The sequence below is a fragment of the Fluviispira multicolorata genome, from assembly GCF_009208585.1.
Classification (GTDB): domain Bacteria; phylum Bdellovibrionota_B; class Oligoflexia; order Silvanigrellales; family Silvanigrellaceae; genus Silvanigrella; species Silvanigrella multicolorata.
The window spans coordinates 510,574-532,477 of sequence record NZ_WFLN01000006.1 but is presented as its reverse complement, the minus strand read 5'-3'; the positions used below and the strand labels follow the sequence as shown (position 1 = coordinate 532,477).

At 31.7% G+C, this 21,904-nt stretch carries 20 protein-coding genes; 11 read left to right on the top strand and 9 right to left on the bottom strand.

Annotated features, from left to right (window positions below):
- Positions 1-36 precede the first annotated feature (36 nt).
- Together GCL57_RS08775 and GCL57_RS08770 are read right to left on the bottom strand one after the other, a co-directional pair.
- Entirely contained in the window at positions 37-2,178 is a 2,142-nt protein-coding gene (locus GCL57_RS08775) for a S8 family serine peptidase (protein ID WP_152212975.1), read from the bottom strand.
- A gap of 366 nt (positions 2,179-2,544) precedes the next feature.
- Positions 2,545-3,165 (bottom strand): 5-formyltetrahydrofolate cyclo-ligase, encoded by a 621-nt coding sequence (locus GCL57_RS08770; RefSeq protein ID WP_152212974.1) that lies wholly within the window; start codon positions 3,163-3,165, stop codon positions 2,545-2,547.
- Between the two features lie 73 nt (positions 3,166-3,238).
- Here GCL57_RS08770 and GCL57_RS08765 point away from each other — a divergent pair, with 73 nt between their 5' ends.
- The 8 genes from GCL57_RS08765 to GCL57_RS08730 all read left to right on the top strand — a co-directional run bounded on the left by GCL57_RS08765 (position 3,239) and on the right by GCL57_RS08730 (position 10,500).
- Entirely contained in the window at positions 3,239-3,505 is a 267-nt protein-coding gene (locus GCL57_RS08765) for a hypothetical protein (RefSeq protein ID WP_130612309.1), read from the top strand.
- A gap of 9 nt (positions 3,506-3,514) precedes the next feature.
- Positions 3,515-4,774, top strand: coding sequence for a DNA methyltransferase (locus tag GCL57_RS08760; RefSeq protein WP_152212973.1), 1,260 nt, complete (start codon positions 3,515-3,517; stop codon positions 4,772-4,774).
- Positions 4,775-4,853: 79 nt separating this feature from the next.
- Positions 4,854-5,159, top strand: a complete 306-nt coding sequence (locus tag GCL57_RS08755; protein ID WP_152212972.1) for a hypothetical protein — start codon at positions 4,854-4,856, stop codon at positions 5,157-5,159.
- Positions 5,160-5,168: 9 nt separating this feature from the next.
- Positions 5,169-5,993, top strand: coding sequence for a MotA/TolQ/ExbB proton channel family protein (locus GCL57_RS08750; RefSeq protein WP_152212971.1), 825 nt, complete (start codon positions 5,169-5,171; stop codon positions 5,991-5,993).
- Positions 5,956-6,507 carry a hypothetical protein gene (locus GCL57_RS08745; protein WP_152212970.1) on the top strand — a complete coding sequence of 184 codons (552 nt, stop codon included), beginning with the start codon at positions 5,956-5,958 and terminating at the stop codon, positions 6,505-6,507. Before GCL57_RS08750 ends, GCL57_RS08745 begins: the two co-directional genes overlap by 38 nt.
- Positions 6,508-6,515: 8 nt before the next feature.
- The gene (locus GCL57_RS08740) at positions 6,516-7,058 is read left to right on the top strand and encodes a hypothetical protein (protein WP_152212969.1); all 543 of its coding nucleotides are present in this window, start codon (positions 6,516-6,518) and stop codon (positions 7,056-7,058) included.
- 5 nt (positions 7,059-7,063) lie between these two features.
- Positions 7,064-8,833: an AgmX/PglI C-terminal domain-containing protein gene (locus tag GCL57_RS08735; RefSeq protein ID WP_152212968.1), complete on the top strand. Its 1,770-nt coding sequence runs from the start codon at positions 7,064-7,066 to the stop codon at positions 8,831-8,833.
- Between the two features lie 11 nt (positions 8,834-8,844).
- Positions 8,845-10,500, top strand: coding sequence for a ribonuclease J (locus tag GCL57_RS08730; protein ID WP_152212967.1), 1,656 nt, complete (start codon positions 8,845-8,847; stop codon positions 10,498-10,500).
- 8 nt (positions 10,501-10,508) lie between these two features.
- Here the strand turns inward: GCL57_RS08730 and GCL57_RS08725 are convergent, their stop codons facing one another.
- Complete coding sequence (locus GCL57_RS08725) at positions 10,509-11,891, bottom strand: hypothetical protein (RefSeq protein WP_152212966.1); 1,383 nt, start codon at positions 11,889-11,891, stop codon at positions 10,509-10,511.
- A gap of 273 nt (positions 11,892-12,164) precedes the next feature.
- Here GCL57_RS08725 and GCL57_RS08720 point away from each other — a divergent pair, with 273 nt between their 5' ends.
- The gene (locus GCL57_RS08720; protein WP_152212965.1) at positions 12,165-12,920 is read left to right on the top strand and encodes a substrate-binding periplasmic protein; all 756 of its coding nucleotides are present in this window, start codon (positions 12,165-12,167) and stop codon (positions 12,918-12,920) included.
- 84 nt (positions 12,921-13,004) lie between these two features.
- Positions 13,005-13,673: a hypothetical protein gene (locus GCL57_RS08715; RefSeq protein ID WP_152212964.1), complete on the top strand. Its 669-nt coding sequence runs from the start codon at positions 13,005-13,007 to the stop codon at positions 13,671-13,673.
- On the opposite strand, the gene GCL57_RS08710 is transcribed toward GCL57_RS08715, so the two are convergent.
- Positions 13,670-14,704 carry a 3-oxoacyl-ACP synthase III family protein gene (locus GCL57_RS08710; protein ID WP_152212963.1) on the bottom strand — a complete coding sequence of 345 codons (1,035 nt, stop codon included), beginning with the start codon at positions 14,702-14,704 and terminating at the stop codon, positions 13,670-13,672. The two genes, GCL57_RS08715 and GCL57_RS08710, sit on opposite strands and share 4 nt — an antisense overlap.
- Positions 14,705-14,786: 82 nt before the next feature.
- On the opposite strand from GCL57_RS08710, the gene GCL57_RS08705 reads away from it, so the two are divergent.
- The gene (locus GCL57_RS08705; protein WP_152212962.1) at positions 14,787-16,667 is read left to right on the top strand and encodes a DNA repair protein RecN; all 1,881 of its coding nucleotides are present in this window, start codon (positions 14,787-14,789) and stop codon (positions 16,665-16,667) included.
- On the opposite strand, the gene GCL57_RS08700 is transcribed toward GCL57_RS08705, so the two are convergent.
- From GCL57_RS08700 to GCL57_RS08680, 5 genes are read right to left on the bottom strand one after another with little or no spacing between them, the layout of a single operon-like run.
- Entirely contained in the window at positions 16,664-17,911 is a 1,248-nt protein-coding gene (locus GCL57_RS08700; RefSeq protein ID WP_152212961.1) for an MFS transporter, read from the bottom strand. The two genes, GCL57_RS08705 and GCL57_RS08700, sit on opposite strands and share 4 nt — an antisense overlap.
- 10 nt (positions 17,912-17,921) lie before the next feature.
- The gene (locus tag GCL57_RS08695; protein ID WP_152212960.1) at positions 17,922-19,115 is read right to left on the bottom strand and encodes an AMP-binding protein; all 1,194 of its coding nucleotides are present in this window, start codon (positions 19,113-19,115) and stop codon (positions 17,922-17,924) included.
- Positions 19,105-20,169 carry a hypothetical protein gene (locus tag GCL57_RS08690; RefSeq protein WP_152212959.1) on the bottom strand — a complete coding sequence of 355 codons (1,065 nt, stop codon included), beginning with the start codon at positions 20,167-20,169 and terminating at the stop codon, positions 19,105-19,107. The genes GCL57_RS08695 and GCL57_RS08690 overlap by 11 nt, the downstream gene beginning before the upstream one ends.
- Positions 20,156-20,980, bottom strand: a complete 825-nt coding sequence (locus GCL57_RS08685) for an NRDE family protein (protein WP_152212958.1) — start codon at positions 20,978-20,980, stop codon at positions 20,156-20,158. Before GCL57_RS08685 ends, GCL57_RS08690 begins: the two co-directional genes overlap by 14 nt.
- 7 nt (positions 20,981-20,987) lie before the next feature.
- Positions 20,988-21,899: a 1,4-dihydroxy-2-naphthoate polyprenyltransferase gene (locus tag GCL57_RS08680; RefSeq protein WP_152213024.1), complete on the bottom strand. Its 912-nt coding sequence runs from the start codon at positions 21,897-21,899 to the stop codon at positions 20,988-20,990.
- Between the last annotated feature and the right edge of the window lie 5 nt (positions 21,900-21,904).

The window sequence follows — 21,904 nt, the reverse complement described above, 5'->3', positions numbered from 1 at the left end:
AAACAGTAGAATCTCATAAATTTGCAGGACACTCTATTATTTAGATGTATCTTGTCCTGCAAATTGAATTCTTAAGCCTTTGAGCGTAACATTTGCATTGTGCATGCCCGAATTTACAATTCTTACTTTCCATTTTCCTACGTTACTTTCACCATAGAAAGCATTACTTTGGATTGGCATTGCTTTTAAATTACCATTGTTTGCAAATGCATTTCCGATATTCCAAATAATACTCTTAGTGCCACTTGGAGAAATTAATTCAATTCCAACATCACCAATATAAGAGCTATCAATTGACACTTCGAGACGAACAGATTCGATTTTAACTGCTTGCGATTCTTTAACATCTTGTAAAGTAAGATATGATGAATTTGGTTCGCCTTTTGGAATATTCATTAAATATGCATTTGCTTTAGGGAACCAAGCTCTTTCTACATAATTACCAAGGCTACCTAATTTATATTTTTTTGCTAACTTAACAGCTTCAGCCACATTTACGCGACCAAATCCGTAATAATTTGAAAAATGAAATCCAGCTGCATTGTTCACCCATCCTTGTTCAGCTAAATATTCACCGCCCGAAAGATTTACTTTCACACCTTCAAAAGTAGGATCCACTTTTGTTGCAGTTGCAGCGAGAATATATTTCACATCACGCCAAGTTAATTCTGGGTTTGCTTCAAGAATAAGTGCAATACTTCCTGAAGTCACAGGAGTCGCAGAAGATGTTCCATTCATGGAATTTGTATAATTATAACTTTCATTTTCTTCAATAAGACCTGCATTAAACTTATTTCTAATATCAATAACTTCATTTAAATTATCCATATTGACTTTTTTACTCATGCCATAACGAGATCCACTTACGTCTGTTGTGACAATAGCAGGTTCTCCAGCAGTCGCTCTTTTTGCGGACCAGTCGTAAAGTTTTCCGTATCTTTCAAATTGCTCACTTATCCATTCTTTATCAAAACCAAATTCACCACCAGGAGCACTTATCCACAGAGAAGATCCTGTGGTAGAATAACTTGTTTTAGTGCCTTTTGCATTTAATGCACCGACAGTAATAACTTCTGGCATAGTATTATCAGTGTTCATGCTCGAGTTTTGACAAGAGACATTTATTTCAAGAGCAGTCGCACATGCAGCAATATAATCTTTTTCATTACCTAATTTATAGAAACCATTTCCTGCAGCCTTAACATAAATTGCACCTTTTTCACCACGCAAATGCTTAGCTCCATACGAATATGCTGTAAGAGAACCTTTCGTAACAAACTCTTCTGGATCTATTTGAGTTATATTATTGTCACCATAGCTCATACTAAAAACATGATTTTTATTCGAATCACTGGAGCCACCTAAAGAATCCAGAAAATTCTGGAAAGTCTGCACACCATCTTCTTGCTGAATAATGTTATATCCAGATAAAAATGCTCTCGGTGCAACACCCGATCCGCCAAAACCTTTATTACTGCGCATACCAATGATACCAGCCACCATGGTTCCATGATCTTCATCGTCAGATGCTATAGGTGAGGGATTATTTTTAGAAAGTTTATTATCCCTAAAGTTTTTCGACGTTGGAAGATCTTGGCCTTCTCTTTCATTTGCATCTTTATTATTTTTAACATTGTCTATGAGTGATGGATGATCTATTTCAAGGCCTGTATCAACAACGGCCACATTAACTCCAAATCCACTTAAGCACTGTTTCTTTAACACACTTGCTACATTAATATCTTCTCCAACATTTCCAGCTGAAGATGCAAAGGCAGTTTGGCCGGTATTTTTTAAATGCCATTGATATTTTCCAAGAGGATTCTTTTTAGTATTATCTAAATCTGTGCAAAATTTCTCAGATGATTTTGTTACTTTATTTTTATCTTCTTCATTTTCATTTCGATTTGAATTATCAGTATTTTTTGAATCTGAAGAATCATTAAAATCTTCCTCATAAATCGGTGCAGGACTTATCATTTGATTATCTCCTGTACCATTACGAACTATTTCATCGCCTTTATTAAACCCTCCATTATTTCCAATTTGACCGAAACTTGGCGGATTCAATAAAGCCGTTTCTTCCGCCTGTTTGGTGCTTTTCCCACAGGAGGAAAGAAAAGAAACTGAGACAATTGAAACAGAGAGCAAAGCTGTACAATTTTTGTATAAACCCATAAAAACACTCCGCTTTTTGAGAAATATTCATATTATCTAATGTATTGACTGGATAGCCAAAATATAAAAGATAATCTGCTTTGTCAAATTTTTATGGTTGGTTTTATAAAAAAAATACTGAGCGTGAATATCGGTGTCTTATAATTTATAATAGTACGCTGATGTGTTAAAAAAATAATTTAATTTAATTTTAAATATGACTTTAAGGTGTTTTTTCAAATACTAAAAAAAATTTACTTTTTGGTATGTTTCACACAAAAGTTAAATGACTCAGTCTATCGACAGTGGGACACATGTTGAAAATGATGATAACAGATGAAATGTGCTTAAGGTTATTTATTTAATATATGTCTGTTATCTGTTTATTTACCAAACTACGAGATCAACTTTCTGATCCCATTCATCAGTAGGTAACAAATCAAAAACAAAATTTTCAGATGGCAAACAAAGCACAGATGTTACATTATTTTTAAACTTCGCAAGAAATCTATCATAATAACCACCTCCATAGCCAAGACGAAATCCTTCTGCAGAGGCAGCCAAACCAGGAACAAACAGCAAAAGAGGAGGCATTTCTTCAGAATATATAAGACAATGCTCAGATTTTTTTTCTTTTATTCCATACTTATTTTCAATATAATCTTCTTTTCCATCCCCATATTCAAACCAAGCTAATTTATTTTCTTCTGTAATTGCTGGAAAAAGCCAGCTTTCAGAAGCAAAACAAGCTATATCGAGCTCCTTTCTTATTGGAAAATAACAACCAACACGGATTTTTTTTTCGTGTTCCTTATTTTTTAAATCTTGAATAGACAATTTTAATAAATCTAAAGTTCTAAAAAATTGGCGTGCGCCCCAATCCTGAGGTTTTGACTTTTCAGCAAGATTTTTTCTTTCTTCCACAAGTATTTTTCTAAGTTCTATCTTTTTTTTTGAAACATCTAAGACATTTTGATTTGAGGAAAGGATATTGCTTAAATTTCTCATTTCTGTCTTGTCGCCTCCCTATAATTAGAATAACCTAAGTATCGCTTGTTAACCTCTTTCAAGGAGAAATGCCATGGCATTATCAGATACACTTGTAAAAATGTCACCCGTAAAAGGTGAATACTACCTTGTTGAACGCGAAAAAATAGATGATCTATATCGCAATGCAGGTCATGGAGACGAAGATGAAGTACCTAATTTCATTACTATTGACGGAAAAGAGTGCCTCTTTACAGAAAATTTTATTGAAAAAGATGGTAAAGAATATGAAATTGTCATGGTTGCAAATGGATTCTCATGGGAAGATATTATTATTTATGATGAAGATGAAGACGAATAATTAATAAATATGGTCGCTACTCTTTCTTTTATTGGCAAAGAACTTGCAGCTAGCCTTGCACTCGAATCACCTCGACATGACTTTTATGAATCGGGGTCATCTCTTTCTTTATCTCAAAAAATAATAAAAGATAATAATCTACTCATTCGCAGCGAAAATTTTGAAGCTCTCAAATATTTAAAAAAAATTGAGGCTAAGTTTAATATTATTTATATTGACCCTCCTTACAATACGGGATTAAAATTTACTTTTAATGACAAATTTAAAGCACAACATGAAAATCAAGATGCTTGGCTTTGTATGATGTTTCCAAGAATTATTCTTGCCCACAATATCTTAAATGAAAATGGAGTGATGTTCGTTTCAATTGATGATAGAGAAAATGCAAACCTTACTGTTATTATGCGTGAAATCTTTGGAAAAGAAAATCATATCGGTACAATTAAGTGGCGTAAAAAAAACAAACCCTCTTTTTTAGATAAGCACATAGGAAATGTCATTGAATATGTGCTTATTTTTGCAAAAGATAAAGCAAAACTTATGAAATTAGTGGGAAATAAAAGCACTGAATTAAGCAGGCCTGTTTTAAATTTTACAAATCCAATTTCATCACGAATTTTATATGCAGGTACAAAAGCAAAATGCAAAGATGGAGTTTATAACAAAGGGGTATATACAAATAGAACACTTAACTTAGAGATTAATAATAGTGCCATCATAAAAAATGGATTCTTACAAAACGATTTACTTGTATATGGAAAATTTCGAGTCTCACAAGATATTCTTAATCAGAGCGTATTTATCACAAAATCATTTGGACTAAGACGCATTATAAAAGACATAGAGCAAGTAAAAAGACATGCAACGGACGATGCTACTTTAAATTATGAAAGCAATGAAGATGCCGAAACTCAACTTAAATCTTTATTTAATGGCGAAAAAGTTTTTGATTTTCCAAAACCCGTTGGACTTTTAAAAAATCTACTTTCTATGTATCAAAATAAGTGTGATAATGAAAAAATTAACTGCCTAGATTTTTTTGCAGGCACGGCAACTCTTGCCCAAGCTGTTCATGAATTAAATTTTAAAAATGAAAACAAATATTCATTTTGCTGCATTCAAAATGAAGAAAAAATAAATAAGTTAATAAACTATAAAGGTCTTTATTCAGTAGCAGACATTGCTCAACAAAGAATTACTACAATTGAAGAGAAGTACAAAATTTTTCCTAGATGCAAAATTTTCATAACAAAAAGTCAAAAAAATTAATACTTATTATTGATGTTAATGAAATATTACAGCAAAATATAACAAAATGTATCAATTTTTATAAATTGAAGGGAAAAAGATGTATTTCGCAAATAAATTGAAAAATAAATTTATATTTGTTAGTTTAATCCAACTTTGTCTACTTAATTCATCTACAATTTATTCACAATCCATTGATGATAATAGAAAATCAATAAAAATCGAAGGGGAACCTGAAGGTGCAGACGTTTCAGATATTCCACTTTCCCCCTTTGAATATGATTTTGATACCTTCAATACGGGTTTTAAACCAGAAAAAGAATTGCTTAATTTACTTGATAGACCTGAAGAATTAGCTGGCATAACAGAAAAAGATTTATCTTTAGATTTTGATATAAAAAAATAAGGGGTTTTTATGTTAAATGATATATTTATGATGTATCGGAATGGAGAAATTATCCCCTATATTTTATTAGCAATTGTGTCCGTAGGGTACATTATTATATTCGAAAAATTTATCGTTCTTCAGTTTGTTTATCGCATCAATTTTGAGAAATACAACACTCAAATGAAAAAAATGCTGTCTGCAAATGACATGGAAAGAGCTCGTAATTTTTGTCGCGCAACTTCAAGAACAACAGTCCCAATGCTTACAATAAAAGCGATAGATGCTTATGAAACGGACCCAATGCGTGTCCGTTCAGCTGTATCAGAAGAAAGTCTAAGATTTTTCCCGCGCATCAGAAGGCGTATCAACCAACTCCCGAATTTAGCTGCTACCTGTGTTTTATTAGGTGCAATAGCTGCCGTTCAAGGAATTTGGGGTTCCTTTCATATGGTTGAAGGTCTTGAGCTTGGTATTAAAAGTTTTGCCTTTTCCTCTGGTCTTTCCCACGCTCTTTTACCATTAGCCATTTCACTCGTTTCCGCTGTGGTGCTTATGTTACCTTTTGGAATTTTAGACGCCATAGCATGGAGACTTGAAGCAGAAATGGAGCACAGTTTGTGCGTTATTTTAAATATTCTTTCACCAGAAATGCAACCTATGTTTGCGGGTGGTGGTGGTGGAAGCGGATCAAATAACAATAATAATTCAAACGATGACTCTCAAGGCGGAGGTTATTCCCCTTCAAGTGGAATGGATCCTGACGACGGTATGGAAGCACAACCGAGGAGAATGGGTAATGAAGGCGGAGCGAGTAGTGTACAAGAGGTTCCTGACGAAGAAGAAATTATCTAGTTTTGGTTGGACGCACTGGGGTTTTGCTCTCATTGTTACAATCGGACTGGGCATTTTATTTACATTTATTGAGTTGGTAAAAATGCACGACAGAAAAGTTGTTTTTTTTAATGTCAGAACTGTAAATACTGAATATTCAAAAACAGAACCAATTAAAAATGAAGCTATGCTTACAAATAATTCACCTGTCTTTGTTTTTTTAAAAGATAATGTTTTATTCGGATCATTGAAAAGTATTATAGCTCCACAACCAAACAATGACGTGCTTATTTTAGGTGAAAATTGGAAGGAAGATTTTCTAGAAAAAATAAGTTTCTATAAAAATAAAAGAGTTATATTTCCTGCTAAAGTTTATGGAATTGTTTTCGAACGAAATCTTTCATATGAAAAACATGCTGAAATACTTCAACAAGCTTTTGAAGTTATAACATTAGAGAATCAAATTTTAGGAAAAACATCTTTAAAAAAGTCTTATCCATCTGTGGTTTTTTTAGATGCAATAAAATCTCCATGAGGAATTGAATGTTTACGAGAGCAACAAAAAAATTTGGTGTTTGGAAGGAAGAAAGAGAAAGTTCTAAAATTTTCTATTTAGTCACCTCTCGACATTTTTTCTTTTCATTAGCGATTGCTGCTTTTGTAAGTTGGCTCATATTTTTAATAACAATCAAAATAAGACAAGAGTTTTATGTCATGGAGTCCACTACAAGATCATTTACAAAATTTAAGAATTTAAAGAAAATAAATCCTGGTTTTTATTTCACTGAAAGAAAATCTGCGCTTTCCATTCTCCTTCTGTTAGAAAAAGATTCGGGTTTTAAAATATACTTTGACACTGGTAAATCATTTTATCTACCAAAACAAGGCAATGAATTTTTGAAATATCTTGAGGATAGAAGACAAAATATAATGCTCACATCAATGCTTATGCGCATTGAAGATCGCTCAATTTCACGCGTTAAAATATGGTCTGATAACAATGTTTCATTTAAAGATATTCGCTATATTATGAAATTATTTTCTCAATATGGATATGATGATTTTGATTTCGTGGTAGAGAGGTAAGCTCTATGGCAGGAAATTATTTTAAAGGAATGAAAAGAAAAAAAATTCTTTCCGAAAATGCATATCTACATTTGACTGTGTTTCAAATGGGTGCCATTCAAGTTGAAAAAAAGTTAAAAATCTCTTCACTTTTTACAAAAAAAGTGAATATAGGATCAAAGCCAACATGTGATATTTTTATTCCCTATGCCCGAGCACTGCTCGAAATGTGTATATTTAAAATTGGCCGGAGCTATGTAGATATAATTCTTGATCCACGCTTTGATGGCTTTTTAAACTCAGGAAATAAATTTGGAGAATTAAAAGAGTTCACCTCACCACGTGGCTCTCTAGCTAAATTAACATCAATTGAAGATCCTCTTATTGTTTCTTTGGAATATGGATCGCGCGGAACGGTACGTTACAGTGGTTTTGACATCGCATTTAAAATCGAAAAAGAACAAATTCCTAAAAAATTTCCGCATTTAAAAGGGGCTGAAAATAATCCATTCGCATTACCTCCCTATGATGTTTCAATTGAGCGTAATGTTATTCCTATAAGCCTTCTCGCAACAGGACTCGCATTTCTCCCCATATTATTTTGGTTATTAAAAGCACCTATGAAACCTGAAACAGGACTTATTAATTTACCTCAAGAAGTCTCTTTAGGATTCATTGCACCTGATAATTTACGCCTTCTTCCATTTGTATTTAAAACACAGTATTCAGAAGAAAACTCTGCTAAACTTGCTGTATTTTGGATTAGAGAATTACAAAAAAGATGGGAATATGCTGAAACAGGAAAAGAATATCAATCGGTCATCCCTTTTTTACAAGATGCGCATAAATATATTGATTTTGATACTCCATATGAAATTTGGGAAAAAAAGATATTTGAAAATTATAAAAAAATCGACACATCGACTCCCTTTTTTACTTTTGAAAGATATTTTAAATATTTAAAACCTTATCCTGCTTTCTTTACAACTATTTCAGGTGACGAAGGAGAGTCTCAATTCGTTACCTTAATTAAAAGAATTAATCAACTAAAAAGAACAGATGCAGCAATTGTAGAGTACTTAACAAGTGAACATGAAATTTTAAAAGAATATTACGCTAAAGAATTTAATGCAAAAAAAGTTGGTATAGTAGAACCACCCTCAACTGGACAGGTTATTGGACGCCAACCAGCCAAGTCCTTCTATACAGAGTTTCAACAATATAAAGATGCAGAAAGAAATGCATCCATTGCTGAAAAATCAGAGTTTAGAAAATCTTTTTCTAGAGATATAGAAAAAAACAAAGATATCCTTGAAAAACAATCCTCATCACTTTCCACACCTGTTATTTGGATTACAAATACAAATTTAATAATTCCCGCAAATATGAAAAGAATTTATGATAATGAGAATAAAGAAACAGAATTTGCCAATATGTGGCATAACGCACTTTATTCTACGGGCGTCTATAAAATTCCTGACGAACCCCCTCCAAAAGCAACCATTGATATAAAAATGGTTGAATTTTCGATTTTTAATAAAAAAGAAGAATTGAGATCATGCTATAATACTGTTTTACGTAAAAATCCGGTCTTACAAGGAAACTTAATACTAAGATGGCGAATATTAGAAAGCGGTAAGGCTGCAAATATAGTGGTTTTGAACTCAAGCATTAAAGATCAAAATCTGATAACTTGCATAGAGTCTCGTATCTCGTTTTGGAATTTTCCAAAACCTAAAAATGGCTCTGTTGTTGTCACTTACCCATTTCAATTTATTGTGACTCAGAAAAAGTGATTGGAATTTAAATGGACGATTTTTCTTTAAAAATCATTCCTCTCGGCGGATGTGGCGAGATCGGAATGAACATGACAATTTTGTGTGTCATGGACAGATATTTCTTTGTTGATGGAGGAGCATTATTTCCTGACGCTTCCCTTTTAGGTGTTGATCTTATTTTACCAGACACAAAATTTATTGATGAAAACCAAATATGGCCCGAAGCTTGGTTAATAACACATGGACACGAAGATCATATTGGTGCTCTTCCACATCTCTACAAAAAATATCCGGCTCCTATTTATGGCACAGAATTTACTCTTGAACTTATAAAATCTAAATTTGAAGATGCAGAAATCAATGATGCTATTTTAAATAAATGGGATTTCTTTGAAACCGTCTTTTTTAGAAATCTAAAAGTAACGCCTTTTCCCGTAAATCACAGTATTGCAGATGCTGCAGGACTTTTTTTTGAAACACAACTTGGTAATATTCTCCACATGGGTGATTTTCGAATAGATTACTATCCACCCGAAAAATCGATGACGCATGAAAATATAAAAAAAGTTTTAAATAATAAAACTGTGCACCTGATGATGAGTGACAGCACAAATTCATTTCAAACAGGAACAGATTTTAGTGAAACAGAAATACTTCCAAGTATCATTGATTTTTTTGATAAAGAAAAAGGAATTGTTGTTATTGCAACATTTGCAAGTAACATATGGCGTCTACAAAGTATTTTTGAATCTGCAAGATTAACTGGGCGTAAAGTTGCTTTATTTGGTAGATCACTTTTTCGCAATACCGAAATTGCAAATAGATTGGGATTGTTAAACTTCTCAGAAAATACAATTATAGAAATACAGGATGTGCATAAATATCCAAGACATGAAGTCTGTATAATTTGCACAGGCAGTCAAGGAGAATCATTTTCAGGTCTGCACAGAATTGCTTGGGACAATGTGTCTGATTTTAAGATTGATCCTGAAGATACAATTATTTTTTCTTCACGAATTATCCCTGGAAATGAACGACCCATTGAAAGTATAGTGACTCAATTGACACGCTCGGGATGTCAAGTTGTCACAGCAAAAGATCATAAAAATATTCATGTCAGTGGACATGGCTATCAAGAAGATCTTATTAAATGTATTAAAACAGCCCAGCCTATTTCATTTATGCCCGTGCATGGAACTTATAGACATTTAAAGAAACACAGAGAACTTGCCATCGATTGTGGTTTACTGCCTGAAAATTGTTTTCTCGCAGAAAATGGAGATGTGGTTGTCGCAGGTCCTGAGGCTCTTGGAGTGGTTGAAACTGTTCATTCAGGGAGAGACTACGTCTGCCCTGGTGGCATTTTTCCTCAATCAAGCCCTTTTTATAAAGATCGTTTGGCACTTATTTATGGAGGAGTTGTTGCTGTTAGCTTTGTCTTTCCAGATGAGGGCTATGAACTTCTAGGCACACCCTCTGTTTCTTTAAAAGGAATTCCCTTAAATGCTCAAGAACTTTCCAAAAAAATGTCTATGATTTTTAACTATACCTATGATCTCGCAGTTAAAAAACGAAATTTCAACGATGAAGTTATGCAGGAAGATCTTCGCATTGCAGTGCGCAGATATATTGAAAAGAAACTCAATTTTAAAACAAATGTTCTTATTCTTTTTCAGAGGATTTAATATAGTTTTCAATTTAAATACCCTAATTTATAGATTGGTAACTGCTTATGCAATGAAGGATCCAAAATTACAAATGAATTTCCCTTAAGAATATTGACTTGCTCCATTAACTCGTAATTACTTAATAATGGATTCAAAGTTTTTAAAAAAAGAAGATACGTTACTGCAACTGGAGTAGCATTCGAGCTTGAAGCATCAGTTATTGTAATTGGTAAAGTACCAATATTATATGAAGAAAAGTTTATTACTCCTTTATTATAAATATATGGTCTAACATCTCCTACAGAAAAATTTATATAAATATCTGTACAAGGTATAAAATTTTTTTGCTTTCCTTTTATTAAATTTAAGTCTTTCGTTCCAAAAAAAGGGATAGAAAAACTAAGATCCTTTACAAAACTGACTCGCAATCGTCTCGTATTTTTTGTACAATCGGCTAAATAACCTGGATTATTTTCGGGATTTGGAGTTATTGAGTTGTCCCCTGCCTGAACAAGAATGACATTATTATTATACAAAATATTATCAATAAAATTCTTATAATATGAGGCAATAATATAGTTTTTTATTTGACTCGTTAAATGAGGAAAAAAATTATCAAGATAATTAACAGATATACCGTATGATAAAGAAATAAAATCAATTTTATAACTCTCGATATATTTCTTTAATTCATCAGATTGTTTACGAAATAATAAATCAATCTCTCGCTTTAAAATATCCGCATCTAAAGTTTCATTTAAAATATTGGAGAATTTTTCCTGTGTCATATATGCAAGTATAAATTGAGATTTAGGGCTATTATTTGCAATATAATTAAAAATATATAACCCATGCCCAGAATTTTTATTAAATATTAAATTGTCAAAGGATCCAGAAATTTTCCGATTAAATAATCCTTTATTTTTTACCAATAGCTCTGATGGAAATTTTTCATACTCATTTTTATTTAATATATCAATCAATATATTTTTTGCCGCATATGGAATCTTAATGGTAGTTTTATCTAGCAAAAAACTACCTTCAGAATTTTCTAATAAATTAAGGAATACTCTCTTACGAAATCTAGTATAAGCAGCTAGTCTCATACTTGAGTCATCAATTATCAATACCCTTAATCCTTCACTCTCTTTATTCCCTTCAATATCACTAATATAATTTGGATGTATATCTATTAATTGACAGTTTTGATTGGTGTTATTTAAACTACAAGGCACTGTTATATTAGATAGTTTAAAGTAAATTTCTTCATTAATCTTATTTGTTAAAGCTGGATTTGGATCTCTCCATGCATCTTCTGGTGGCTGCCAATTGCTTAAATTTTCTGAGCTATTATTATTTCTACAAGATATAATTAAAATTAGAATTGATAAACATAAATTTTTATTCATTAAAATATCCTTTCATAATATTTTTTGCATTTTTTGATCCAAATTTTCTTCAAGAGCGAATAAGAAAAATTCTTATATAAGCTTGATTTTCTCTAATTTAATTACTTATAAGACTTTAATTTAACAAGATTATTTTAAAAATGTCAATAATATTTTTATTCTCCATATTTTACCTTTTTTCATTTGTAGCAAATTAAAATTCAAGTTTTTAAAAGTCTTACCGATATACCATTTTAATCGAAAGATCTCAAAATTAAAGGGCCGGTTTTCTAAATGAAACTATTATTTTTAATCATCTGCCTTGCAAATTTTAATATTTCCTATGGAGCAAATTTAACAGTTAAGCTTAGCTCACTCAATTGGTGTCCTTATGTAATTGAGAATCCAGATAAAAATGGGGTGATTCAGAATATCATAGAAGCCGCATTCTACACGCAAGGCTACAAGATAGAGACAAATATTATGCCATGGGATTCTGCATTAAGTGAAACAAAGCTTGGAAACTATGATGCTATATTCCCAGCTGATAAAACAACTGAAAGAATCAAATATTTTAATTTTTCTGCTCCTATTATACGTACATCATTAGTTTTAATAACACTAAAAAATTCAAAAATAAAATATAATAAATATGATAATCTAAACATGACTTACAATGAACTCAAGCAATATCGTTTTGGAGTTATTCGTGGATATGCCTATGAAAAAAATTTCGATGAAAGAAAAGATCTAAGAAAAATTATAAGTACTGATGAGCAGTCAAATATGAGAAAGCTTAAGTTAAAAGAAATAGATATTGCATTAATCGATAAAAATGTAGCTTTATATTTTATTCAAAAAAATCCGAATGAGTTTGAAGATACCTTTACAATTTTAAAGCCGGAAATTGAAATTTCTGACCTCTATATGGCTTTTTCAAAAAAAGCTCTCAATTCAGAAAACAAATTAAAAGCCTTTAATAAAGGCTTAAAAGAAATTAAAGACAATGGTCTCTATGATGACATTTTAAAGAAATTTCAAAACCCTTAAACATAAAATTGACTCAATTTTTCCTATAAAAACTTATATGAATTCCGAAAATACTTAGAGATTTTCTCTATGAGTGACTGTTAAATGAATATGAATTTTATAAAATTTAAAAAATTCAATTTTAAATTAGTTATAACAAATACCTTATTGTTATCCTTATGTTTATTAATATCATACCCAATATCTGCAGCAAATAACGAATCTTCTGGTGGCATTATAATCAGTTTATTTCAGCCAGATTATGGTAAATTTGCCACAATAGCCTCGACAGCAGGACAACCTAAGTTTGAATCACAAATGCTGCTTGTTGGAGGTGATGCAACGTTTATGCGCAAAGGTTTTTTTACCGGGGGAAGAGTATTATATGGAAATACATCTACAAGCTCTATAAGTACTTCTGCGAGTACATATGAAATTGCAAATATAGGTTTAAAAACAGGATATGGGATAGATTTAAGTATTATTGATATTAAACTTGGTTCCTATTTTGGAATAGGAAATCTACATTTTTCATCGGTAACTACTTCTACAAGTGGTACAATATGGGTTGATTATTTATTTATAGAACCATTTGCAATGATAGGGATTGCAGGCGGAAAAAACTTTGCTGCGAGCTTTGGGGCGGGATACCATTATGCATTCCCATATAAAGTAACAACATATGGCTCTACACTCTTAAGCGACCCAACCCAAGCAAGCGTTGGTGGAATAAATATTATGTTCGAGTTGAGTTTTGGAGATTTTTCTCATTAAAGACGAATTAAACTAGCACCCCAAGTAAAACCAGCCCCAAAAGCAACGGTCATTATTAAATCACCTTTTTTCAAACGACCTTGCTCAAGAGCTTCGTTTATACAAATAGGGATTGTTGCAGAAGTTGTATTGCCATAACAATGAATATTATTAAATACTTTTTCTTTGGGCAGTTCCATCTTTTCTCTTACCATCTCACTAATTCTTAAGTTTGCCTGGTGTGGCACAAGACATACAAGATCATTTGCCGTAATGTTGTGACGCTTCATAAGTGTTTCAGCAACTTCGCACATACGAGTGACAGCATGTTTAAAGACAGAACGCCCCTCCATTGTGGGATGCCAATCTCCATTTTCAACAGATTCTGCACTTAAGAAACCTTTTGTTGCAGTACCTGGCGAGCGCGTTAATAAAAGTTCAGCTCCTAAGCCATCACTGCCTAAAATGGTATCGATGACACCAGAACTCATATTTCCTACAGATGGCATTTCATCCTCTGTGCATTCAACGGCTTCACAAATAGCTGCTGCTGCACCATCTCCAAACAGCACTGCCACATTGCGACCTTTTGTAGTGAGGTCAAGCATTTTACTTTGCACATCCGAAAATACCAAAAGAATTCTTTTATATTGTCCACTTTTAATCATGGCATCAGCCATTTGCGTAGAATAAACAAAAGCACTACATTGCACACGGATATCTACTGCAGGAATTGTTGGAAACCCGAGTTTATGTTGAACAATGGGAGCAATACCTGGAAAGTAATAGTCAGGTGACAAGGTTGAAGCTATAATATAATCAAAATCTGATGGTTTTAAATTAGAAGCAGCAAGAACATTTTTCACAGCTTCAATGGCAAGATCAGATGTGGCAACAGGTTCTTCAACAAAACGTCTTTCTTTAATTCCTGACCTTTCAGTAATCCAAGCATCATTAGTATCCATGAGTTTACTCAGATCATCATTGGTCACTTTACCCGGAGGTAAATACTTAGAAAAATGAGTCATAACCGTTTTATATTGCTTTGCCATGTAAAGCCTCCTCTATTAAACATGACGATCCTTAAAAATCGAAAACAAATTCTTTCAAACTCGCTTATAATTGCAAATTTTCATGAATGTGCAAGATCAATACTCATTGCACGAAAAAGAACAAAATGACAGAAATGTGCTTATCCTTTCAGAGCAAAAAAAAGAATCTCTTTTTGAAGGAAATAGGATGTTAAAACGACTTATCATACAGAATCTTGCCATTGCAGAAAATATATCGGTCAATTTTCATGAAGGGCTCAACGTCATTACAGGTGAAACGGGTGCAGGAAAATCCTTAATAGTTGATGCTCTATGCCTTTTAAGAGGACAACGAGCGGACACTTCACTCATAAGAACGGGTCATGACAGTGCACAAGTAACTGGAATTTTTATACCAAGCAAAAAAAACAACTTTGTCTTTTCTTTACTTGAAGATCTTGGAATTCCGCTGTTTGCTGATGCACCCGAAGAAATTGTGATAAAAAGATTTATTCAACGTAACGGCAGGCATCGAGCCACAGTAAACGAAAATTTAGTGAGTACAAAAATCCTTCAACTCATTTCATCTGATCTCATTGATATCAGTAGCCAGTTTGAAAATCAAAGATTGCTCGATAGCGATTCTCACACTCTTTTTCTCGATGAGTTTTGTCATAATATTTCCTTACAAAAACATTATATCGACAAATTTAATCAAACAAATGATTATTTAAAACAAATTAGAAATATAATTCAAGAAATAAATTTATTAAAAAGAGAGAAGAAATTATATGAGTTTGAACTTTCTCAAATAAAAAATGCAAATATTTCTAAAGATGAGTTTCAGAAGTTAGAGGAAGTGATCTCTATAGGAAATAAGGCAAACTATGCCAAGCATATTTGCCAAGAGATACATGAAATGGTTCATAGTGGAGAATCGAATTGTTTATCGCAATTAAAATATTGTCGAAGAAGCATTGAGAAACTACTAAAGCAAAATACACAGGCGCAAGTACAAATATCCACCGATCAAATTGATGGGATCATTGCCCTCATTGAAGACTTTATTCATAAAACTGAACTAACTGAAAATTATTTTGAAATTGATGAATTATTATTTAATAATGCTGAAAAACGCATAGAAATTTATAATAAAATTCTTCAAAAATTTGGTCCAACCATTCAAGATATTGAAAATTACACACTCAAGTGTGAAAGTTATTTAGAAAAATCGAATACACTTGAAATAGAGTTCAAACTTATACTAGAAAAGTGTGAAACATCTATGAAAGAAACTCTATCTCTAGCATCTAAATTGAGTTTAGAGAGAAAAAATAAAATAAATTTTATTTCAAATTCTGTTGAACAAGAACTTGCAGAGCTAGGTATACCTAAAGCTAAATTTATTTGTAGTTTAAAAGATAATACAAATGAAATCTCTAAATTAAAATCAGAGTTAAGTATAAATATTCAAGAAGATTTATTAAATAATTTTAATAATTTAACAAAATATGGTGCTGAAAAAGCACAGTTTCTTTTAAGCACAAACTTAGGTATTGAAGCACAGCCCATAGAAAAAGTTGCAAGTGGTGGAGAACTTTCACGCATAATGTTAGCAATAAAAAATGTTCTCTTTGGTGACGACAGCATGAGTGTTTTTATTTTTGATGAAATAGACACTGGTATTAGTGGAAATATAGCCTCTAAAGTCGGAAAAAAACTTGCCGATTTCTGTAAAAATAAAAAAGGACAATCTGTACGACAGGCGTTGTGCATCACACACTTAGCTCAGGTTGCATGTTATTCTCAAAATCATTTTATTGTTTCTAAAATTATCCAAAATAATAAAACTATTACAAAAATAATACAAGCAAATAAAGAGGAAAAAGTAACAGAAATTGCAGTTTTATTATCAGGAGAAACTTTAAGCCAAGAAAGTCTGGCACAAGCTCGTTTTTTAGTTAACCAGGCTCAAAGCTTTTAATTTAGACTTTTCTTAGGAATATTTTCATTTAATCCTTCATAAAAATCCATAGATTTATTACTTGTTTCTTTAATAAAATAAAGAGATAAAACTCCAAATATAAAAAACAAACCTGCTGCAACAATAGAAGCTATCCACATATCAGAAAATAAAAATGCAAGCCAAGGAACAAAGGAATTTATTCCAACAAGGGAACAGCGAGCCATGCTTGATATAAGCGAAGCTGCTGTTGATCTTTGATTGGTGCCAAAACTTTCAACTGCAAAAACCATGAAAAGTCCAGAATATCCGCTTGCAAGGCCAATTAATAATAAAATACAATAAAAAGATTTTGCATTGAGAGTATTGCCTAAACCAAACAAAGAAATAGCACAAAGCATTAGAATAAGAGCAGATAAAACAGCAAACTTTCTACTTGCTGTTAATTTAGCAATGTATGGAAAAAGATATGATCCAGAAAAGGCGCCGACAAAATAAAATGCTAAAGAAATAGATTGATTTACAGGTTCTTTCATCCCAACACTTTTAGCAACTTCAGGAGAAAAATTTATGAAAAAAGCCATAAACCAAAATGGAATAATTGAAAGAGTTAGAGTAATTACTTTAAGGAAAGAGTTCTTATTCAAGATAAGATTTTTTAAATTCCCACGTGAAATATTTGCTTGAGCTTTAACATTTTTAAATAAAATAGAATCGGCAAATGAAATTCTAGCTAATAAAATAATAATACCGGCTATACCACCAATTAAAAACATAATTTGCCAATGGAGAGCACTGCCAATATATGCAGCAAGCATTCCACCAATAATTCCGAATGAATACACAAATCCCGAGGCAAAACCGCGTTTTTCTGCAGGTAAAATTTCACTTAGGAGAGTAATGGATGCTGCAAACTCACCTGCTAATCCAATTCCAGCTAAAAATCGCATTATGGTAAATAATGTGATATCAGTTACATAAGCATTTGTAATAATAGCAACGGAATATATTAAAATTCCAATTCTAACAGCCGATAATCGACCAAATTTATCACTCCAAATTCCACTTAATATACCACCTAGAACCAATCCTAATGCTTGCGCATTAAACATATATGAACCTACCCTCATAAAATCTTCTTCAGGAACTCCTAAAGATTTTAAAACAGGTATGCGCACCACTGCAAAAAGAGTCAGATCATAAAAATCAATTAAATAACCTATAGAAAGAAAAAATAATATAAATTTATAGTTTTTATATTTCATATTTAACCCATTATTGCAGTAAGTTCATTGCATGAATATGTGAAGCAAGCAAAACACGTTTAAGCTTACCAAGTTCTGTTCTAGGTATTTTGTGAATATAATAAAAATTCTTTATTCTTTCAAATGGAAAAACATTTTTATTGAATGATACAATTAAATTCTTAATTAAAATTTCATCAATTAAATAATTTTCACCTTCAATGACTAAAGATACTTTTTTTCCTAAACGATCATCACTTTCAAAAATAAGCGCTAAATCAAAATGGATTGAAAATATTGATCTCATTTCTAACAGAATTTCATCGAGTCGAGCAAGATTAACATTTTCTCCAGCAATTTTTATCACATCATCAGTCCTACCAATGACCGTTAAATTCTCGCCTTCAATAGTACCTATATCAGTCGTTTCAATATATTTAATTTCCAATCCATTTTCTAATTTTTTAATTTTTTTAGGATCATGAAAATAAATATTATTTTTATTTTGTAAAATATAGCCACTCAGCAAAGAACTTCCAGCTATACAAATTTTCCCACTTTCATCATTCCACAACTGTAAATGTCCCATGATTTTTAAACGAGGAAAATCATTTTTCCACTGCAAATCCGAATGAGCCGTTGCTATTTGAGAACAACATTCAGTCATTCCATAACTTGGTAATAAATTCCACCCTAAAGCTACCGCTTTTTCATAGAGTGATTTTGCAAGAGAACCACCTCCAACGACAACAGCTCTTAAGGTCTGCGGACAGAATAAAGCAGCCCGAACAATATCGTATATCTGAGTTGGAACCAATGAAGTAATTGTTGCTTTTGTTTCAGATACTGCATGAACAAATTCTTTCACTGACCATTTAAAATTGTCGTTATATAAATTAATTAAGCTTGCTTGACTTAAGAATGCTCTCGCATATAAAGATAAACCACCAATATGAAAATAAGGGAGAGTATTTAAAAGAATATCTTTTTTATGACAATCTAAGTGAATATTCACGCTCAAAGCTGAATTTAAAATAGCTTCTTTTTTTAATGCAACCCATTTAAGATCTGTGCTTGAAAGTGCGGTAGAGCCGGAAGTCGCAAGAAAAATATGAGAATCTAAATAAAATTCTTCTGCAGTTTTTTCAATACGTGTTTTTTCTTGAAGAGGAATACGAGGGTTAATAAAAAAATGAGAGTCTTTGGAATACCAATCAATATTCAATTATATTTCTCCAATTTTCCTTTTCAAGCAGATGATTAAAACCAAAACCAGTCCCTTTGCTAGAAGGAATAAGTCTTGTATTTTCTATCATTAGGCACTCTGAGTAGGCATTCTCTACATAAAGAAAGTGAGTCAGAAAACCACAAGATCCTTGAGATTTGGGAAAATGACTGTAAAAATTTGCAGCTTCATATAAAGCGCAAACTTGACCTAAAGGATGATCCATATAGCTTGTAAAAATCACTTTATCAAGCTTTGAAAAGAAAGAATTATCATATGAGTTATTTAAATACTGCTGAGCAGGTTTGATAATCAAATTTCGAACACACTTTTTTTGCTCATTCAAAGTGAGATCTTCTAAATGCTCCAAAGAATTATTGTCTAATGCTAATTTTAATAATGGAAAATGCTTTAAAAGCAAGTTCCAGCTTTCACATTGAAATGGAATAGGATCTTCAATAAAATCAAAAATATCAACATATTTTTGCAGTGAACTAAAAAAGAATATTGCATTTTCAAAAGTTAAAGAAGAATTAAAATCAATACGAAATTTAAGGTTAAGCTCTTTTAAAAAAAAATAATTCTCTTTTATAAAATTTATTTCATTCTGTAAATTTCTACCAAATTTTAACTTTAAAAAACAAAAATTATTCTCTTTAAGGTTAAATAAATCTTTAATAGTTAAGCTAGATATATCGCTAACAGTCCAATGATTTTTAGGCAGATTTAAATTATTAAAAGCATTTAAATTTTTACCTCTATATATTGCATCTATTCTAGAAAAAATAAGACTTTTTCTTAAATTCCTAGTTAATTTCTTATTTTTGAGATAACTTATTTGCTCTGATATAGGAGAGTCACCAAGTTCTGGAAAAGCAAAGCAATCAGCATATCCAATTCCAATATCTTTATAATCTACCTTTAATAAAAACCCCATTCTTTTAAATGAGCTTTCTATTTTTGCATTCAAGATAAATTTTGGTTGCAAAAAATATGGAGAAATCTCTATTGATTTTATATTATCATAAGGGCTATTTGACTCATAAAATATCATACTGAACGCTTATTTTCTTAGAGTTTTGAATAAGAGAATCTTTTAAATAGGTTTGTTCATATAAAAAAAGAGCAGACCGTTTTTCTATCCCAAAAAAGATAGTTGAACGTGTCCCATATTTTTCACCATCAATAAAGAGAGAAGACAAAAAGACTTCTAACTCATTCGAAACTCCTGTGTTAGGCAGCAGAGAAGAATCATATTTTTTAGAATTCATCATTTCTTTTTTAAAATAATTCCAATAGAATTCAGCATCTTTAGCACTATTTTGCGAGAAATATTCTGAAAAGTTTTTTTTAGTTACAGAGATTTTTGGCCAATCAGAGTCGAGCGTTCCGTTACTTAAAGCAAAAATATATTTATTATTATCGCCAAACTTATAAACAACTTTTTGCTCTAAAGTTTTGCTATTAAAAAAAATAATTTCATCTGCATCCGAAAATATAATATTATAATAGTTATACTCTGAAGCAGATTTTATGAGTTGGGATAAATATTCTTTTGCAGATAAATTACTTTGCAAAAAGCGAGTGATAATCTCACCGCGCGATTTCATATTATTTTTATGCGATTTAAAATCACGCACATTTGTCAATGCGGCCCATTTACCATGCCACTTATTTTCACATGCAAACCAAGTGCCTTTTTGCTCATCATCCCTTGGTCCCAAAAGTTGATTTCCACGATTTAAAAACTGTAAATCCCAACCTTGAATTTCAGCACTCAAACGCCCTCTATACTCATCTCTATTCGAAATAAGAGCTACAGGCACTGATTCCATTTGATTAATAAGCAAAAATAATGTGCACAAAAGTTTATTACCTTATAAAGAAACCAATTGACATACAAATGCCAAATAGCATTTGTATTGCTGCAGACATCCCTAAATATTTATTAAAGAGTGGAGAAGGTTCATTTTTTAAAAGTCCCCTAACTACAAAAATAACTAAAGGTAGAGAAAGCAAGGGCAAAAAAGCAGTCCATAAGAATCCATGAATATACCAGTAAATATTTAATAAGAAAGCAGATAAAAAAAGTAAAACGATTTCTACTCTCGCAAAATTTTTACCAAATCTAGCAGCCAAAGTCATTTTATTTACTTTTTTATCTTCTAAATAATCTCTAAAATTATTAATTGAAATAAGAACTGTTGCTAAAAAACCTATTTGCAGTCCTGCTATAAATGGATGAAAATGCACTGTACCTGTTTGAATATAATAAACTCCAAGAACAGCTACTATACCAAAAAATAAAATGACAAAAAACTCACCAAGACCTTTATAAGCTAAAGGATAAGGTCCACCCGTATAAATATATCCGCAAATAATTGAAACTATACCTATAAATAAGATAGGAATTCCACCCGCTAATATAAGAGGAATTCCAAAAAGTGTGGCAATAAAAAAACTAAATCCCCCCCCAAACAAAACTTGTTTGGGGGTTAAAAGCCCGCTTTGCGTCATCCGCTTGGGACCTATTCTTTTTTCGCTATCAGCACCCTTTTTAAAATCGATTGCATCGTTAATAAAGTTAGTGCCAATTTGAATAAAAATAGAACTTAATATTGCGAATAAAGTTAAATTCCATTTTATTTTTGTTTCACTCGACTGCAAAGCTGAAAATGCAACTGCAGTCGATACAAGGATTGGAACAAAAGCGGCAGCAAGCGTTTTAGGCCTTGCCGCCAAAATAAAAGCATTTATTTTGGCTTGAGATTGCTCTTGACTCATTTCAC

Coding starts and splice junctions, on each gene's coding strand:
- GCL57_RS08775 (WP_152212975.1), bottom strand. CDS start 2,178: ATGGGTTTATACAAAAATTGTACAGCTTTGCTCTCTGTTTCAATTGTC.
- GCL57_RS08770 (WP_152212974.1), bottom strand. CDS start 3,165: ATGAGAAATTTAAGCAATATCCTTTCCTCAAATCAAAATGTCTTAGAT.
- GCL57_RS08765 (WP_130612309.1), top strand. CDS start 3,239: ATGGCATTATCAGATACACTTGTAAAAATGTCACCCGTAAAAGGTGAA.
- GCL57_RS08760 (WP_152212973.1), top strand. CDS start 3,515: ATGGTCGCTACTCTTTCTTTTATTGGCAAAGAACTTGCAGCTAGCCTT.
- GCL57_RS08755 (WP_152212972.1), top strand. CDS start 4,854: ATGTATTTCGCAAATAAATTGAAAAATAAATTTATATTTGTTAGTTTA.
- GCL57_RS08750 (WP_152212971.1), top strand. CDS start 5,169: ATGTTAAATGATATATTTATGATGTATCGGAATGGAGAAATTATCCCC.
- GCL57_RS08740 (WP_152212969.1), top strand. CDS start 6,516: ATGTTTACGAGAGCAACAAAAAAATTTGGTGTTTGGAAGGAAGAAAGA.
- GCL57_RS08735 (WP_152212968.1), top strand. CDS start 7,064: ATGGCAGGAAATTATTTTAAAGGAATGAAAAGAAAAAAAATTCTTTCC.
- GCL57_RS08730 (WP_152212967.1), top strand. CDS start 8,845: ATGGACGATTTTTCTTTAAAAATCATTCCTCTCGGCGGATGTGGCGAG.
- GCL57_RS08725 (WP_152212966.1), bottom strand. CDS start 11,891: ATGAATAAAAATTTATGTTTATCAATTCTAATTTTAATTATATCTTGT.
- GCL57_RS08720 (WP_152212965.1), top strand. CDS start 12,165: ATGAAACTATTATTTTTAATCATCTGCCTTGCAAATTTTAATATTTCC.
- GCL57_RS08715 (WP_152212964.1), top strand. CDS start 13,005: ATGAATATGAATTTTATAAAATTTAAAAAATTCAATTTTAAATTAGTT.
- GCL57_RS08710 (WP_152212963.1), bottom strand. CDS start 14,704: ATGGCAAAGCAATATAAAACGGTTATGACTCATTTTTCTAAGTATTTA.
- GCL57_RS08705 (WP_152212962.1), top strand. CDS start 14,787: ATGAATGTGCAAGATCAATACTCATTGCACGAAAAAGAACAAAATGAC.
- GCL57_RS08700 (WP_152212961.1), bottom strand. CDS start 17,911: ATGAAATATAAAAACTATAAATTTATATTATTTTTTCTTTCTATAGGT.
- GCL57_RS08690 (WP_152212959.1), bottom strand. CDS start 20,169: ATGATATTTTATGAGTCAAATAGCCCTTATGATAATATAAAATCAATA.
- GCL57_RS08680 (WP_152213024.1), bottom strand. CDS start 21,899: ATGAGTCAAGAGCAATCTCAAGCCAAAATAAATGCTTTTATTTTGGCG.